Annotated in this window: 15 protein-coding genes; 7 read left to right on the plus strand and 8 right to left on the minus strand. The window is 71.7% G+C overall.

Annotated elements, in window-relative coordinates; all coding sequences use genetic code 11:
* Positions 1 to 34: 34 nt before the first annotated feature.
* Together ACF08W_RS32460 and dacB are read right to left on the minus strand one after the other, a co-directional pair.
* Positions 35 to 1,168 (minus strand): zinc-dependent metalloprotease, encoded by a 1,134-nt coding sequence (locus ACF08W_RS32460; RefSeq protein ID WP_352275549.1) that lies wholly within the window; start codon positions 1,166 to 1,168, stop codon positions 35 to 37.
* Between the two features lie 54 nt (positions 1,169 to 1,222).
* Positions 1,223 to 2,713: a D-alanyl-D-alanine carboxypeptidase/D-alanyl-D-alanine-endopeptidase gene (gene dacB / locus ACF08W_RS32465; RefSeq protein WP_392281491.1), complete on the minus strand. Its 1,491-nt coding sequence runs from the start codon at positions 2,711 to 2,713 to the stop codon at positions 1,223 to 1,225.
* A gap of 86 nt (positions 2,714 to 2,799) precedes the next feature.
* On the opposite strand from dacB, the gene ACF08W_RS32470 reads away from it, so the two are divergent.
* Complete coding sequence (locus tag ACF08W_RS32470) at positions 2,800 to 3,294, plus strand: inorganic diphosphatase (RefSeq protein WP_351518875.1); 495 nt, start codon at positions 2,800 to 2,802, stop codon at positions 3,292 to 3,294.
* Between the two features lie 181 nt (positions 3,295 to 3,475).
* On the plus strand, positions 3,476 to 5,173 hold the full coding sequence (locus ACF08W_RS32475) for a threonine/serine exporter ThrE family protein (protein ID WP_392281492.1): 1,698 nt from the start codon (positions 3,476 to 3,478) through the stop codon (positions 5,171 to 5,173).
* A 37-nt stretch (positions 5,174 to 5,210) separates the two neighbouring features.
* Here the strand turns inward: ACF08W_RS32475 and ACF08W_RS32480 are convergent, their stop codons facing one another.
* Entirely contained in the window at positions 5,211 to 5,909 is a 699-nt protein-coding gene (locus ACF08W_RS32480; protein ID WP_352275552.1) for a VTT domain-containing protein, read from the minus strand.
* Positions 5,910 to 6,100: 191 nt separating this feature from the next.
* On the opposite strand from ACF08W_RS32480, the gene ACF08W_RS32485 reads away from it, so the two are divergent.
* Entirely contained in the window at positions 6,101 to 6,466 is a 366-nt protein-coding gene (locus ACF08W_RS32485) for a YbjQ family protein (RefSeq protein ID WP_352275553.1), read from the plus strand.
* A 64-nt stretch (positions 6,467 to 6,530) separates the two neighbouring features.
* Here the strand turns inward: ACF08W_RS32485 and ACF08W_RS32490 are convergent, their stop codons facing one another.
* Positions 6,531 to 7,304, minus strand: coding sequence for a MerR family transcriptional regulator (locus ACF08W_RS32490; RefSeq protein WP_385203763.1), 774 nt, complete (start codon positions 7,302 to 7,304; stop codon positions 6,531 to 6,533).
* Between the two features lie 133 nt (positions 7,305 to 7,437).
* Between ACF08W_RS32490 and ACF08W_RS32495 the strand changes: the two genes are divergently transcribed.
* The 3 genes from ACF08W_RS32495 to ACF08W_RS32505 all read left to right on the plus strand — a co-directional run bounded on the left by ACF08W_RS32495 (position 7,438) and on the right by ACF08W_RS32505 (position 10,918).
* Positions 7,438 to 8,727 (plus strand): ion channel protein, encoded by a 1,290-nt coding sequence (locus ACF08W_RS32495; RefSeq protein ID WP_392281493.1) that lies wholly within the window; start codon positions 7,438 to 7,440, stop codon positions 8,725 to 8,727.
* 96 nt (positions 8,728 to 8,823) lie between these two features.
* The gene (wrbA, locus tag ACF08W_RS32500; protein WP_392281494.1) at positions 8,824 to 9,447 is read left to right on the plus strand and encodes an NAD(P)H:quinone oxidoreductase; all 624 of its coding nucleotides are present in this window, start codon (positions 8,824 to 8,826) and stop codon (positions 9,445 to 9,447) included.
* A 46-nt stretch (positions 9,448 to 9,493) separates the two neighbouring features.
* Entirely contained in the window at positions 9,494 to 10,918 is a 1,425-nt protein-coding gene (locus tag ACF08W_RS32505; protein ID WP_385203755.1) for a glutamate decarboxylase, read from the plus strand.
* Positions 10,919 to 11,014: 96 nt separating this feature from the next.
* Here the strand turns inward: ACF08W_RS32505 and ACF08W_RS32510 are convergent, their stop codons facing one another.
* The 4 genes from ACF08W_RS32510 to ACF08W_RS32525 all read right to left on the minus strand — a co-directional run bounded on the left by ACF08W_RS32510 (position 11,015) and on the right by ACF08W_RS32525 (position 14,741).
* Positions 11,015 to 11,656 carry a PadR family transcriptional regulator gene (locus tag ACF08W_RS32510; protein ID WP_385203753.1) on the minus strand — a complete coding sequence of 214 codons (642 nt, stop codon included), beginning with the start codon at positions 11,654 to 11,656 and terminating at the stop codon, positions 11,015 to 11,017.
* A gap of 18 nt (positions 11,657 to 11,674) precedes the next feature.
* Entirely contained in the window at positions 11,675 to 12,226 is a 552-nt protein-coding gene (locus ACF08W_RS32515; protein WP_392281495.1) for a DinB family protein, read from the minus strand.
* A gap of 118 nt (positions 12,227 to 12,344) precedes the next feature.
* Positions 12,345 to 13,802: an aldehyde dehydrogenase family protein gene (locus ACF08W_RS32520; protein WP_392281496.1), complete on the minus strand. Its 1,458-nt coding sequence runs from the start codon at positions 13,800 to 13,802 to the stop codon at positions 12,345 to 12,347.
* Positions 13,803 to 13,856: 54 nt separating this feature from the next.
* Positions 13,857 to 14,741: a helix-turn-helix domain-containing protein gene (locus ACF08W_RS32525; protein WP_385203744.1), complete on the minus strand. Its 885-nt coding sequence runs from the start codon at positions 14,739 to 14,741 to the stop codon at positions 13,857 to 13,859.
* Between the two features lie 308 nt (positions 14,742 to 15,049).
* On the opposite strand from ACF08W_RS32525, the gene ACF08W_RS32530 reads away from it, so the two are divergent.
* Positions 15,050 to 15,556 (plus strand): ATP-binding protein, encoded by a 507-nt coding sequence (locus tag ACF08W_RS32530; RefSeq protein WP_352275567.1) that lies wholly within the window; start codon positions 15,050 to 15,052, stop codon positions 15,554 to 15,556.
* The last annotated feature ends 87 nt before the right edge of the window (positions 15,557 to 15,643 follow it).

Below are 15,643 nucleotides of genomic sequence, written 5' to 3' on the forward strand. Positions count from 1 at the left end.
GCTCGCTGTCCCCCCGTCGTCGCGCCGGTGGTGGTCAGGATTCCGCCTTGCGGTGCACCCGTGCGATCCAGTCCGCCGGTTTCCCGATCTCCGCCTTGGTGGGCAGGGTGTTCGGCGAGGTCCAGACCCGGTTGAAGCCGTCCATGCCGACCTCGTCGACGACGGCGCGGACGAACCGTTCGCCGTCGCGGTACTGGCGGAGCTTGGCGTCGAGGCCGAGGAGTCGGCGCAGGGCCTGGTCGAGGCGGCCCGCGCCGCGCGCCCGGCGCTGCTGGAACTTCTCGCGGATCTCGGCGACGGAGGAGACGACCTCGGGGCCGACGCCGTCCATCACGTAGTCGGCGTGGCCTTCGAGCAGGGACATCACGGCGGTGAGGCGGCCGAGGATCTCGCGCTGGCCGGGGGTCTGGACGAGTTCGACGAGGCTGCGGCCGTCGTCCTCGCCGTCCTCGCCCTCGGGGCGGCCGCCGGCGAGGGTCTGGGCGGCCTCGCGGAGCCGTTCCAGCAGGGTCGCCGGGTCGACGTCGGTCTCGTCGAGGAATGACTGGATCTCGCCCTGGAGGTGGTCGCGGAGCCAGGGGACGCCGGTGAACTGGGTGCGGTGGGTCTCCTCGTGGAGGGCGACCCAGAGCCGGAAGTCGTGCGGGTCGACCTCCAGTTCGCGCTCGACGTGCACGATGTTGGGGGCGACGAGCAGCAGCCGGCCGCCGCCGTCGGTCCCGGCGGGGAGTTCGCGGGTGGCCGGGGCGAAGGTCTCGTACTGGCCGAGGACGCGGGAGGCCAGGAACGACAGCAGCATGCCGACCTCGACGCCGGTGACCTTGCCGCCGACGGCGCCGATGACCGCGCCGCCGGGGCCGGACGGGCGGCGTTCGCTCATCTTGCCCAGCAGCGGGCGGAGCAGCTCGCGGAAGCCCGCCACGTTGGCCCTGATCCAGCCCGCCCGGTCCACGACCAGGACCGGGGTGTCCTCCGGCTCGGCCCCCTCCGGGATCATCCGGGTGAAGGAACGGACGTGCTCCTCCGACGCCTTGGCGTGGCGGCGGAGCTCGGCGACGACCGCGCGGGCCTCCTCGCGGCTGATCTCCGGCCCCGGGCGCACCAGCCGGGTCGCGGTCGCGACCGCGAGGTTCCAGTCGACCATCTCGGCTCCACCGATGCTCGTCATGCGTCAACCGTACGTGCTCGGGTCCGTCCGCGGTGAGGTGTCGGACGGCTCGGATCAGGCGTCGCCCAGGGCGGAGGCGAGTCGGTCGAGGGCGTTCTGGGCGTCGGTCGGGGAGGTGGTGCCGGAGGCCAGGAAGGCGAAGGCGAGCAGCCGTCCCCGGCGGTCGACGACCGTTCCGGCGAGGGTGTTCACGCCGGTGAGGGTGCCGGTCTTGGCGCGGATCAGGCCGGGGCCCCGGGTCTTGCCGGTGTAGCGGTCGCTGAGCGTTCCGGTGAATCCGGCGACGGGGAGGCCGGTGAGGACGGGGCGGAGTTCGGGGTGGTCCGGGTCGGCGGCGCGGGCGAGGAGGCCGGCGAGCAGTCCGGCGGTGACCCGGTCGTCGCGGTCGAGTCCGCTGCCGTCGGCGAGGACGGCGCCGGTCAGCGGCAGCCGGAGTTTCTGGAGGCGGGCGGTGACGGCGCGTCGGGAGCCGGCGAAGTCGGCGGGTTCGCCGGAGGCGAGGGCGGTCTGCCGGGCGAGGGCCTCGGCGATGTCGTTGTCGCTGTTGGTCAGGGCGCGTTCGACCAGGTCGGAGAGGGGGGCCGAGCGGTGCTCGGCGACCTCGCGGGACGCGGCGGGGGCGCGGCCGGGCTTGGGGGCGGCGGTGGTGACGCCCGCGTCGTGGAGGAGTTTCGCGAAGGTGCGGGCGGTGTCGCCGGCCGGGTCGTCGGTGCGCGGGGCGGGGCCGCTGTCGCTGTCGTCGAGGCGGCCCTCGTCGGTCATCAGGGCGCTGAGGGGGGCGAGGTTCTCGTTGGGGCCGATCGGGTGCCGGGCCGGGCCGGAGTAGCGGGAGGTGTCGTACGTCAGGCGGGCCCTGGTGACGCCGTTCTGCTTGAGGGTGCGGGCGGTGGTGGTGGCCAGGGCGCGCAGGGCGGCCCGGTCGAGGGTGGGGTCGCCGCCGCCGACCAGGGTGAGGGTGCGGTGGTCCGCGGTGGCCCGGACGGTGGTGGCGATGCGGTGCTCGGGGCCCAGGGCGCTCAGGGCGGCGACCGTGGTGGCGATCTTGACGGTGGACGCGGGGGTCATGGGCGTGCCGGCGCCCTTCCCGTACAGCCGCTCGCCGCTCGCCGTGTCGATGACGACGGCGGCGCGCCGGTCGCCCAGGGCGGGGTCCTTCAGCAGCGGTCCGAGCGCGGCGCGGAGCGCGGCGGCGTCGGGCGCGGTGCGGGAGCCGGGGGCGGAGTTGCCCGCGGTGGCGGTCAGTGCCGTGAGGACGGGCGGGGCGCTGGGAGCGGGTTTCGGGCCGGATACCTCGGCGCTCCCGTGATCTGCGCCACCTGTTTGGCTCCACGCGACCGCCCGGTCCGCCTCGGCCTTACGCTGACCCGAGTCCCACGGGCCGGCGGCAAGGACGACGCCGGCCGCGAGCACCAGACCGAGGCCGGCGGAGACGGCGGTGAACTGCCGGTCGTTCAGTCGCGTCAACCTGACCGCCCCGCCCCGTCGGGTGAGCCGGATCAGCTTGTCCAGCGGATCGACCGACGGTCTCTTCACCGGCTCGTCCACCGTTGACCAGCCCCTTTCGCGAGCACACATCTGCGTGGGGGACACTTAATCACCAGTCGTATGTGTTGATCATGGAGGAGCCACCCGTGGAGTTCGACGTCACCATCGAGATCCCGAAGGGTTCGCGGAACAAGTACGAGGTGGACCACGAGACCGGTCGGATCCGCCTGGACCGTCGACTCTTCACCTCGACCAGCTACCCGGCGGACTACGGCTTCGTCGAGAACACCCTCGGCGAGGACGGCGACCCGCTGGACGCGCTGGTCCTGCTGGACGAGCCGACCTTCCCCGGCTGCCTCATCAAGTGCCGCGCCATCGGCATGTTCCGGATGACGGACGAGGCCGGCGGCGACGACAAGCTGCTGTGCGTGCCGGCCTCCGACCCCCGGGTGGAGCACCTGCGCGACATCCACCACGTGTCGGAGTTCGACCGCCTGGAGATCCAGCACTTCTTCGAGGTCTACAAGGACCTGGAGCCGGGCAAGTCCGTCGAGGGTGCCGACTGGGTCGGCCGCGCCGAGGCCGAGGCCGAGATCGAGGCGTCCTACAAGCGTCTCGAGGCGCAGGGCGGCGCGCACTGACCCGAGGGTCGTGAGCGGTTCCGCTTCGGTGGTTCCGCAGGGGCGGGCGGTACTTCTTCCGGACATCTCCGGCGGGGTGCCGCCCGTTTCGCGTGTCCGCCCCGGCCCGCTTCCCGCCCCGGCGGGGGGCGGTGGCCATACTGGGCTCAGGCAGAGCCGGTACGGCGAGGAGCGAGGTCCAGTGGTGGCGGAACAGGGCGGTCCCGAGGACCAGAAGCCCCAGTCCGACGAGGCGCGCAGCGCCTTCGCCCCGCCGGCCGGGGTGGAGCGGCGCCCGGCCCCGGCCGAGGACGACCACCCGACCTCGGAATTCGCCATTCCGGCGGGGTTCGTGAACGAGTCCACGGGCTCGGGTCCAGGTTCCGCTTCCGGGTCCGAGTCGGGCTCGGACACGATCGGTTCCGCCTTCGCCCCGCCGAGCACGTACCGGGCGCAGCACTCGCCGCCGGCGTTCACTCCGGCGCACGGCAGTCCGATGATCCGGCTGAGCCAGGAGGCGCCCTGGCAGGACCGGATGCGCACGATGCTGCGGATGCCGGTCGCCGAGCGCCCGGCGCCGGAACAGGCGCAGAAGGACGACGAGACGGGTCCGGCGGTGCCCCGGGTGCTCGACCTGACGCTGCGCATCGGGGAGCTGCTGCTGGCGGGCGGCGAGGGTGCCGAGGACGTCGAGGCGGCCATGTTCGCGGTGACCCGCAGCTACGGCCTGGACCGCTCGGAGCCCACGGTCACCTTCACCCTGCTGTCGATCTCGTACCAGCCGTCACTGGTCGACGATCCGGTGACGGCGAGCCGTACGGTGCGCCGCCGGGGTACCGACTACACCCGGTTGGCCGCCGTCTTCCGGCTGATAGACGACATCACCACGGAGGACGTCGAGGTCTCTCTGGAGGACGCCTACCGGCGCCTGGCGGAGATCCGGCGCAATCGGCACCCGTACTCGGGCTGGGTGCTGACGCTGGCCGGGGGCGGGCTCGCCGGGGCGGCGTCGGTGCTGGTCGGCGGTGGTGTGGTGGTGTTCCTGGTGGCGGCGCTCGGCGCGATGCTCGGCGACCGGCTCGCCTGGCTGTGCGCCGGGCGGGGGCTGCCGGAGTTCTACCAGTTCGTGGTGGCGGCAATGCCGCCGGCCGCGCTGGGGGTGGCGCTGACGCTCACCCACTGGTCGGACGTGCGCCCGTCCGCGGTGATCACCGGTGGGCTGTTCGCGCTGCTGCCGGGGCGGGCGCTGGTGGCGGGGGTGCAGGACGGGCTGACCGGTTTCTACATCACCGCGGCGGCCCGGCTGCTGGAGGTGATGTACCTCTTCATCGGGATCGTCCTCGGGGTGCTGCTGGCGCTGTACCTGGGGCTCCAGCTGGGTGCCGAGCTGAATCCGGAGGCCCGGTTCGTGCCGCACGACCGGCCGGTGGTGCAGATCCTGGCGTCGATGGCGCTCTGCTTCGCCTTCGCGATCCTGCTGCAGCAGGACCGGTCCACGGTGCTGGCGGTGACGCTGAACGGCGCGGTGGCCTGGGTGGTCTACGGGGCGATGGCCCGGACCGGCGGCATCTCGCCGGTGGCGGCCACGGCGACGGCGGCCGGGCTGGTGGGGCTGTTCGGGCAGATGTTCTCGCGCTACCGGTCGACGTCGTCGCTGCCGTTCATCACGGCGGCGATCGGGCCGCTGCTGCCCGGTTCGGCCACCTACTTCGGTCTGCTGGCCGTGGCCCAGGGGCGGGTGAACACGGGGCTGGCCTCGCTGTCGACGGCGGTGGCCACCGCGCTGGCCATCGCGATCGGGGTGAACCTGGGGGGCGAGATCTCCCGGCTGTTCATGCGGGTGCCGGGTGCGGTCGGCGGGGCGGGGCGCCGCGCGGCCAAGCGGACGCGCGGCTTCTGACCCCCGCCCCGGAGGACCCCGTTCCCGAGGAGCGGTCTCAGCGCTTGGCGTGGCGGCCGCGCTGGGGCTGCGGCTGGGCCGGGGCGCCCTCGGCGTCGGCCGCGGCCGCTTCCTTCTTCGACTTGGAGCGGGCCCGCAGGAACTCGATCGCGATCGGCACCACCGAGATGAGCACGATCAGGATGAGCATCGCCTCGATGTTCTCGTGGACGAAGTCGATCTTGCCGAGGGCGGAGCCGAGCAGGGTGACGCCGACACCCCAGAGGATGCCGCCGATGATGTTGAAGATGATGAACGAGCGGTAGTTCATCCGGCTCACACCGGCGATGATCGGCGTGAACGTACGGACCACGGGCACGAAGCGGGCCAAGATCAGCGACTTGGGACCGTACTTCTCGAAGAAGTCGTGGGCCTTCTCCACGTTCTCCTGCTTGAAGAGGCGGGAGTCGGGGCGCTTGAAGAGCGAGGGGCCGACCTTGCGGCCGAAGAGGTAGCCCACCTGGTCACCGATGATCGCCGCCAGCGCCACCAGCAGGCAGACCAGCCAGAGCGGGGTCTTCAGCTGGCCCGTGGTCACCAGGAGGCCCGTGGTGAACAGGAGCGAGTCGCCGGGGAGGAAGAAACCGATCAGCAGTCCGGACTCGGCGAAGACGATGAGGAGGACGCCGGGAAGTCCGAAGGTGTTGATCAGATAGTCCGGGTCCAGCCAGCTCGGTCCGAGCGCAAGCGTGTTCAAGGGTCCGGGCTCCTGGAATAGGTCGTCGAGGTGCGGCTGCGCGGCCGCTGCGGCGGCGTGGCCGCCCAAAGCTATCAACGCACGATGACACCGCCGGGTTCCAGATGCCCCGCGGCGAGCGGCGCACCGCTCCACCCGGGGTGCGCATCACAACAAGCCGGGCAAAGCTGTCCTCCAGGAGGTGCCGGACGATGGGCATTGAGGAATACGGCGGCGGACAGACGGGCCAGTCGGACGTCCTGGTCGTCACGACGAACGACGTACCGGGGTACCGGGTGACGCAGGTGATCGGCGAGGTGTTCGGCCTGACCGTGCGGTCCCGTCACCTGGGCAGCCAGATCGGCGCCGGGCTCAAGTCGATGATCGGCGGCGAGTTGAAGGGGCTGACCAAGACCCTGGTGGCGACCCGCAACCAGGCGATGGAACGGCTCGTCGAGCAGGCGCGGGCCCGCGGCGCCAACGCGGTGCTGATGATGCGCTTCGACGTGACCGAGGCCGCCGACGTGGGCACGGAGGTGTGCGCCTACGGTACGGCGGCCGTGATCGGCAAGGAGTGAGCGGGGCGCCGCCGGGGCGGGCGCGGACGGTGCCCGCCCCGCGACGCCTCACTCCCGGGGCGCCTCACCCCTGGGCGCCGTCCTCGATACGCCGGGCATTGGCCATGATCGCGTCCCGCAGGTGCTCGGCCAGGCCCGGCCGCATCCCGTCGTAGAACGCGCGGAACCTCGGGTCGGAGACGTACATCTCGGCGAGGCCGCGGTGCATCTCGACGCCGCACTCGTGGAACCAGCCGGTGACGTGGTGCCGGTGGGCCTCGGCCAGGTCCATGGCGCGCTCGCCCGTGGCCGGTTCACCGGCCTCCATCAGGGCCACGTAGGCAGCGGTCCACTCGTCGACCTCGGCCTTCATCCGCTTCCAGTCGTCCTTGGTGTACCGGGCGGCCCGGCGCTGCGACTCGGCGTACGCGGCGGTGCCGCCCCAGCGCCGCTCGGCCTCCTCCGCGTGCGCCTCGGGGTCCTTGTCCCCGAAGACCTCGAACTTCTCCTCGGGCGTGAGGTTGATGCCCATCTTCCGCGCCTCCATCGTCTTCTCGACGGCCTCGGCCATCTTCCGGAGCTCGGCGATCCGCTCGGTCAGCAGTCGGTGCTGGCGGTGCAGATGCTGCTGCGGGTCCGCACCCGGATCGTCGAGCAGTACCGCGATCTCGTCGAGCGGGAAGCCCAGCTCCCGGTAGAACAGGATCTGCTGGAGCCGGTCGAGGTCGTCGTCGCCGTAGCGGCGGTGCCCGGCCCGGCTGCGCCCGGTGGGCGAGAGCAGTCCGATGCCGTCGTAGTGGTGCAGCGTGCGCACCGTCACCCCGGCGAATCCGGCGACCTGTCCCACGGAGTACTCCATGGCTGCCCCGCTCCCTTCTGCGATCGGGTACGTCCCGAGCCTCGGTCCTGACGCGACGTGAGGTGCAAGCCCGTTCCCCTCACCCGGCGCGGTTCATGGCGTTACGCGGCTTTTGCGCCTCTATCGTGGGCCGGTGGCCACCGAATCCCTCGCCCCCGCGGCCCCCTCCACCGCACGGCGCCTGCTCCCCGCCATCGTGCCCGCACTGGCCGTCGGGGTGCTGAGCGCGCTCGTCCTGCTGGGCGTCAGCCTGCTCGCCGAGCGGTTCCAGGACGTGCTCTGGGAGACGCTTCCCGACGCGCTCTCCGTGGGCCGCCACTCCGTGCTCTGGACGGTCGCCGTGCTCACCGGGTGCGGACTGGTGACCGGGGTGCTGATCCGGGTGGTGCCCGGCCACGCGGGCCCCGATCCGGCGACCACCGGGCTGGTCGACCCGCCGCTGCCGCCCCTGGTGGTCCCGGGGCTGCTGGTCGTCACGGTGCTCACCCTGGCCGGCGGGGTCAGCCTCGGCCCGGAGAACCCGATCACCGCCGCCAACATCGCGCTGGCCTGCTGGCTCGGCGGCCGGCTCCTGCCCGGCACCCCGGCCGGGCAGTGGCTCGCCCTGGCCGCCGCCGGAACCATCGGGGCCCTCTTCGGCACCCCCGTCGCCGCCGCGCTGATCCTGACCGAGACCCTCACCTCCCGGCCCGGCCCCGGCGCGCTCTGGGACCGCCTCTTCGCCCCGCTCGCCGCGGGGACCGCCGGGGCGCTGACCATGACGCTGCTGGCCCACCCCAGCTTCGATCTTTCGCTGCCGCCCTACGACCGCCCGCACTGGGGCGACCTGATCTCCTCGGCGGTGATCGCGTCGGCGGGGGCGGTGCTCGGGATGCTGGCGGTGTACGCGTTCCCGTACGTCCACCGGTTCTTCCGGTTCCTCCGCTCGCTCCCCTCGTGGGGCACCGTTCTGGCACTGACCGCGGGCGGGCTGCTGCTCGGGCTGCTGGGGGCGCTGGGCGGGCGGCTGACGCTGTTCAAGGGGCTCGACGAGGTGCGGGAGCTGGCCGCCGACCCCAGCGGCTGGTCGGCCGGGCAGTTCGCCGTCATGGCCGTGGTGAAGGCGGCCGCCCTGCTGACGGCGGCGAGCTGCGGCTTCCGGGGCGGGCGGATCTTCCCGGCCGTCTTCGTGGGCGCCGCGCTGGGGCTGTGCGCCCACGCCCTGGTCGGGGCGGTGCCGGTGGCCCTGGCGGTGACCTGCGGGGTGCTGGGGGTGCTGCTGGCCGTCACCCGGCAGGGCTGGCTGAGCCTGTTCACCGCGGCGGTGCTGGCCGGGGACGCGGCGGTGCTGCCGATCCTCTGCGTGGCCTCGCTGCCCGCCTGGCTGCTGGTGACCGGGCGGCCGCAGATGCAGCTCGCCGAGGACGGTACGCCGCTGAGGTGAGGCGCCGCGCCCGGCGCGACGGATCCCCGGACCTTCCGTATCGTCGCATCCGGATGCATTCGCCCCTCCTGTACCGATCCGTCGGAGGTCTTCGCCATGCCCACGCCCGTCAACGTCGCCGTCATCTACTACTCGTCGACCGGAACCGTCGCCACGATCGCCAAGGCCGTCGCGGAGTACGCGGAGAAGGCCGGGGCCGAGGTACGGCTGCGCAAGGCCGCCGAACTGGCCCCGCAGGCGGCGATCGACTCCAACCCGGCCTGGGCGGCCAACGCGAAGGCCACCGCCGACATCCCCGTGGCCACGCCCGACGACATGGTCTGGGCGGACGCGGTGATCTTCGGGTCGCCGACCCGCTTCGGCAACGTCACCTCGCAGCTGAAGCAGTTCATCGACACCCTCGGCAGGCTCTGGCAGGCCGGCCACCTCGCCGACAAGGTCTACAGCGGCTTCACCGCCACCAGCACCCCCCACGGCGGCCAGGAGTCGACCCTGCTCGCCCTCTACAACTCCATCCACCACTTCGGCGGCATCCTCGTCTCCCCCGGCTACACGGACCCGTCCAAGTTCGTCGACGGCAACCCGTACGGCACCTCGCACGTGGCCGGACAGGGCGACATCCCGGTCGGCGACCAGACCCTGACCGCCGCCCGGGTCCAGGCCGAGCGGGTCGTGAAGTTCGCCCGGGCCATCAAGGACGGCCTGGCCGACAGGGGCTGACCCGTCCGCAGGCCGACGCCGACGCCGACCAGAAGGGCTGCCCTCCATGCCGCTCCACAAAGGTTCGCCCCGGGACGCGGAACCGTCCCCGGCCCGCAGCAGACTCGCCCTCAACCCGTTCTACGGGGAGGCCGACCCCGCCGCCGGGATGGAGTCGGCGCCGCCCCGGCACCGGCTGCCCGACGGGCCGATGCCACCGTCGACCGCGTACAAACTGGTCCACGACGAGCTGATGCTCGACGGCAACTCCCGGCTCAACCTCGCCACCTTCGTCACCACCTGGATGGAGCCGCAGGCCGGGGTGCTGATGGCCGAGTGCCGCGACAAGAACATGATCGACAAGGACGAGTACCCCCGCACCGCCGAGCTGGAACGGCGGTGCGTGGCGATGCTCGCCGACCTCTGGAACGCCCCCGACCCCGCGTCCGCCGTCGGCTGCTCGACCACCGGCTCCAGCGAGGCGTGCATGCTCGCCGGGCTGGCGCTCAAACGCCGCTGGGCGCGACGCAACGCCGACCGCTATCCGGCGACCGCCCGGCCCAATCTGGTCATGGGCGTCAACGTCCAGGTCTGCTGGGACAAGTTCTGCAACTTCTGGGAGATCGAGGCGCGCCAGGTCCCGATGGAGGGCGACCGCTTCCACCTCGACCCGCAGGCCGCGGCGGAACTCTGCGACGAGAACACCATCGGCGTCGTCGGCATCCTCGGCTCCACCTTCGACGGCTCCTACGAGCCGATCGCCGAGCTGTGCGCCGCGCTGGACGCCCTCCAGGAACGCACCGGCCTCGACATCCCCGTCCATGTCGACGGGGCGTCCGGGGCGATGGTGGCGCCATTCCTGGACGAGGAGCTGGAGTGGGACTTCCGGCTGGCCCGGGTCGCCTCCATCAACACCTCCGGCCACAAGTACGGCCTGGTCTACCCGGGCGTCGGCTGGGTGCTGTGGCGCTCGCCCGCCGAACTCCCCGAGGAGCTGGTGTTCCGGGTCAACTACCTGGGCGGCGACATGCCGACCTTCGCGCTGAACTTCTCCCGGCCGGGCGCCCAGGTGGTGGCGCAGTACTACTCCTTCCTGCGGCTGGGCCGGGAGGGCTACCGGGCCGTCCAGCAGGCGTCCCGGGACGTGGCGTGCGGGCTCGCGAAACAGCTCGGGGAGATGGACGACTTCCGCCTCCTCACCCTCGGCGACCAGCTGCCCGTCTTCGCGCTCACCACCGCGCCGGACGTGACGGCGTACGACGTCTTCGACCTGTCGCGGCGGCTGCGCGAGCAGGGCTGGCGGGTGCCCGCGTACACCTTCCCCGCCAACCGGGAGGACCTGTCGGTGCTGCGGGTGGTCTGCCGCAACGGCTTCTCCTCGGACCTCGCCGAACTGCTGCTGGAGGACATCCGGCTGCTCCTGCCCGAGCTGCGCCGCCAGCCGCACCCGCTGAGCGCCGACCGACCGGCGGCGACCTCCTTCCACCACTGAGGACGGAGCAGGGCGTCCAGGGCCCTTCGTTTGGATCAGGCCGGATCAGCGTGCGTGCCGGGGCACGCGAACCCGGCGTGATCCAAACGAAAGGCCCTAATCCTCGTCGCCGGGGTGCGGGACGCCGGTCGCGTACGGGTTCTCCTGCCCCTCGGCGAGGATGCCGGTGAAGATCTCGCCCTCGCCCGCGAAGGTGTACGCCCCGCCCTCGATGCGGGCGATCAGGCCGCGCGTCCACTCGGCCCCGGCATCCGCCGAGTGGATCCAGAGGTTCATGATCTCGCCGATGTGGCCGACCGACCCGGGCCCGTCCTGCGGTACGTAGTGCTCGGTGACCGCGGCCCGCCAGGCCGCCAGCCCCGCGATCCGCTCCCTGAGCAGCGCGACCGCCTCGGACCGCCCGAGGTCCACGATCCCGCCCAGGGCCGCCGTCAGCACGTCCGGCTTCTGGTCGTACGAGGTCAGCGCGGAGCGCAGCAGGGCGAAGTACTCCGCGTCGCCGCGCGCGGTGATCCCGTACTCCGTGCGGGGCGGGCCGCCGACGGTGCTCGGCTCCGTCTCGTGGGCGACCAGCAGCCCCTGCCCGGCCATCTGCTTCAGTGCGTGGTAGATCGACCCGGGCTTGGCGTTGGACCACTCGTGGGCGCCCCAGAACTCCAGGTCGTTGCGGATCTGGTAGCCGTGCGCCCGGCCGTGCCGGCGCACGGCGCAGAGGACCAGCAGCCGGATCGCGGACATCGCACGCACCCTCTCTGATCAACTTTGACCAGAGTAACCCTTCTCCTCGGCGACCAGCTCGAAAGCGGTCCGGCCGTCCAGCGACTCGCGGATGATGTCGGCGTGCCCGGCGTGCCGGGCGTGCTCCTCGACGAGGTGGGCCAGCAGCCAGCGCATCGAGACCCGTCCCTCCTTCGGGAACCACGGCGCCTCGGGCAGCGGGAAGGTGTCCCCCAGATCGGGCACCTCGCGGATGAACTCCTCCAGCTCGGCCACGACGCCGTCCCAGAACGTCAGGACACCCTCGATGGTCTCGTCGCCGACGAGCCGGAAGGAGTCCGCCCAGGTGGCCTCGGTCCTGGCCTTCTCGTTGGGCCGCTGCTGGGCCATCCGCAGCCAGTTCAGCTCGGTCTCGGCGACGTGCTTGACGAGCCCGGAGAGCGAGAGCGCGCTGGCGCTGGGGCGGCTCGCGGCCTGCTCCGGGGTCAGCCCGAGCAGCGAGCGCCGCAGAGCGCCGCGCTGGGCCTCGGCGAAGGAGAGGAGCATGCCGCGCTCGTCGCCGGGCGCTTCGGAGGGAACGTGGGTCACCATGGGGTCCGCCTTGCTGGTCCGTGCCGGTTCTTCCTGACACCGATCACGTTACGAACCCTTGCGGTCAGCTTCTGTCCTCAACTCTCCGGGCCGTACGGGACGTCCCGCCGGGCCCGGGTCAGAAGGGGAACGCGCTGCGGCCGTGCTGGACCGAGACCCACCGGCGGGTGGTGAAGGCGCCCACCGCCGCCTCCCCGTTGAGCCGCCCCAGCCCGGACGCCTTCTCGCCGCCGAAGGCCACCAGCGGGTCGTCCTGCACGGTGGAGCCGTTGACGTGGAACATCCCGCTCCTGACCCGCCGCGCGAACCGCACCCCGCGCTCGACGTCCCGGGTGTGCACGGCGCCGCTCAGCCCGTACGGGGTGTCGTCGACGATCCGGACGGCCTCGTCCTCGCCGTCGAAGGGGACGAGCAGCGCCACCGGGCCGAAGATCTCCTGGGAGAGCAGCGGGGAGCCCGCGGGCAGGCCGGTGAGCACGGTGGGCTCCACGAGGTTGCCCCGGGTGCGGCCGCGGACGAGGGCGGTGGCGCCCTCGGCGACCGCCTGGTCGACCAGGGCGGTCAGGGCGTCGGCGTGGAAGGCGTTGATGACCGGGCCGATCCGGGTCTCCGGGTCGCGCGGGTCGCCCGTCCTGAGCGCGGCCACGGCGGCGGTGAACTTCGCGGTGAACTCCGGCTCGATCCGGCGGTCCACCAGGATCCGGTTGGCGGCCATGCAGACCTGCCCCTGGTAGAGGAAACGGCTGAAGACGGCCGCCGCGACCGCGTGGTCGACGTCGGCGTCCTCCAGCACCACCAGGGCGCTGTTCCCGCTGAGTTCGAGGATCGTCCGCTTGAAGTGGCCCGCCGCGACCGCGCCGACCCGGCGGCCGACCCGGTCCGTGCCGGTGAACGAGACGACCCGGGGCACCGGGTGCTCGATGAAGGCGTCGCCTATCTCGGCGACGTCGGTGATCAGGACGTTGAGCAGCCCGGCGGGGAGCCCGGCGTCCTCGAAGACCTTCGCGAGGAGGGTGCCGCCGGTGATCGGGGCGTTCTGGTTGGGCTTGACGACGACGGCGTTGCCGAGCGCGAGGGCCGGGGCGACGGACTTCATCGCCACCAGGAAGGGGAAGTTGAAGGGGCCGATCACCGCGACGACGCCGACCGGCAGCCGGTAGAGGCGGTTCTCCTTGCCGTCGACCGGCGAGGAGGGGAGGCTGCCCGGCGGGTGCAGGGCCCGGTGGATCGCGTCGCGCAGGAACTCCTCGGCGAGGCCGATCTCGTACTCCGCCTTGGCGCGGGTGCCGCCGACCTCGTCGATGATGGCCTCGGCGATCCGCTCGCGCAGTCCGCCGATGACGTCCAGCGCCCGCTCCAGCACCTCGCGGCGCCGAAACGCGCCGGCGGCGGCCCAGGGGCGCTGCGCGCGCTCGGCGGCGCGGTAGGCGTCGTCGACCTCACGCGCGGTGGAGATGGTGATCGCGGCGAGTTTCTCCCCGTTGTAGGGGTTGAAATCGATGATGTCCCACGATCCGGTACCGGTCCGCCACTCACCGTCGATGTATTGGTGGGCCAGCTCGTGGAAGAAGGACATGCGATCCCTTAACTCAGCTGCAGACTCCCGTCGAAACGCCATCGTACTGACAAGTCAGGTCAGTTGGAGCAGACCACGGAGCAGATCGCGGCTCTCCTCCTCGCCGGGACTGTCCTCATGGAGACGGGTGATGGCCTTTTCGTACTGCGCGACTTCTTCGGCCTTGTCCAGATAGAGCGCACTTGTCAGCTGCTCCAAATAGACAATGTCCGACAGATCGGATTCCGGGAATCGGAGCATCGTAAAGGAACCGCTCTCCCCGGCATGTCCACCAAAACTGAACGGCATCACCTGAAGAGTGACGTTGGGCCGTTCCGACATTTCGATCAGATGCCGCAACTGGCCGCGCATCACCTCCCGGTCCCCGTACGGACGGCGCAGCGCCGCCTCGTCCAGTACTGCGTGGAAGTGCGGGGAGCGCTCGGAGACGAGCGCCTTCTGGCGTTCGAGGCGGAGCGCCACGCGCCGGTCGATCTCGGCGGCGGGTGCCGCGCCGCCCATACCCCGGGTGACGACCGCGTGGGCGTACGCCTCGGTCTGCAACAGGCCGTGGACGAACTGGACTTCGTACACCCGAATGAGTGACGCCGCCCCCTCCAGGCCGATATATGTCTGAAACCAGCCGGGTAGAACGTCCCCGTAACTGTGCCACCAGCCCGCCACGTTGGCCTCCCGGGCCAGGCCGAGCAGGGCGTCGCGCTCCGTCTCGTCCGTGACTCCGTAGAGCGTGAGCAGGTCCTCGACGTCCCTCGCCTTGAAGCTCACCCGTCCCAACTCCATGCGGCTGATCTTCGATTCGGAGGCCCGGATCGAGTAGCCGGCCGCCTCACGGGTGATGCCGCGCGCATCGCGCAGCCTCCTGAGCTGCGAGCCCAGGAGGATGCGCCGCACCACCGATCCACTCGACTCGCCTGCCGCCACTGCCCCGGTCCTCCCCATCGCTTCCTGGCAACGGGGCTCCCCCCGTGAACCCCAAGTGCCGGATTCTGCCACCAAAACGCTTCAGCCCGTACTCATTCGATTACGGAAATAGCAAGCGTTCCAGAACCGATCGAAAATACCCACCGGAAGAAATGACCAAGAACCGGCACGGGTTCGGACAGGTCAGGCGCGTGCACGTGCATCTGCCCTTGCATCTGCCCAGCGCATTGGGAACCATGGGGCTCGCGCACCTGCGTGCTCGTTCGTGTTGTGCCGCTGTACCCCCCGCAGTACCGATACAGCCGCGAATCCCGGGAGTGCCTCGCATGGGGACGAATGGATCGACGATGCTCGCGCCGTTAAGGCGGAGCCTTCCCCCCATCGATCCCTCAGCCGTCTCCGGATCGGCCCTCTGCACACTGCCCGCCTGCTTCGAAGCCGTGGGCGGGGCGCGGCGGTTCACCCGGACGACGCTGAACGGATGGGGTCTCACCGACTGCTTTGACGATGTCGCACTGGTGGTCTCCGAACTCGTCACCAACGCACTGCGGCACGCCCTGCCCACGGACGACGCCCCGGACGGTCCTCAGGACCCGCCCGTGCGGCTGCATCTGATGCGCTGGAGCTCGCGCCTGGTGTGCGCCGTGCGCGACCACAGCCAGGAGAGCCCGGTCGCCTCCCAGGCGCCGGACAACGCGGAGTCGGGGCGCGGCCTCTTCCTCGTGGAGTCCTTCAGCGACTCCTGGGGCTGGCATCCGGTGCCGGACGTGGACGTCCCGGGAAACGTGACGACCTCGCACGGCAAGGTGGTCTGGGCACTGTTCCGGGTCTAGGACCTGTCTTCAAACTGCCGTCGTCCGGCCGGAGGCCGGGCCGTGCGGTGTCCGGTGCGTGCGATCGCAAGGCGGAGGGTCGCTCCG

Source organism: Streptomyces sp. NPDC015144 (genome assembly GCF_043079735.1).
GTDB lineage: Bacteria > Actinomycetota > Actinomycetes > Streptomycetales > Streptomycetaceae > Streptomyces.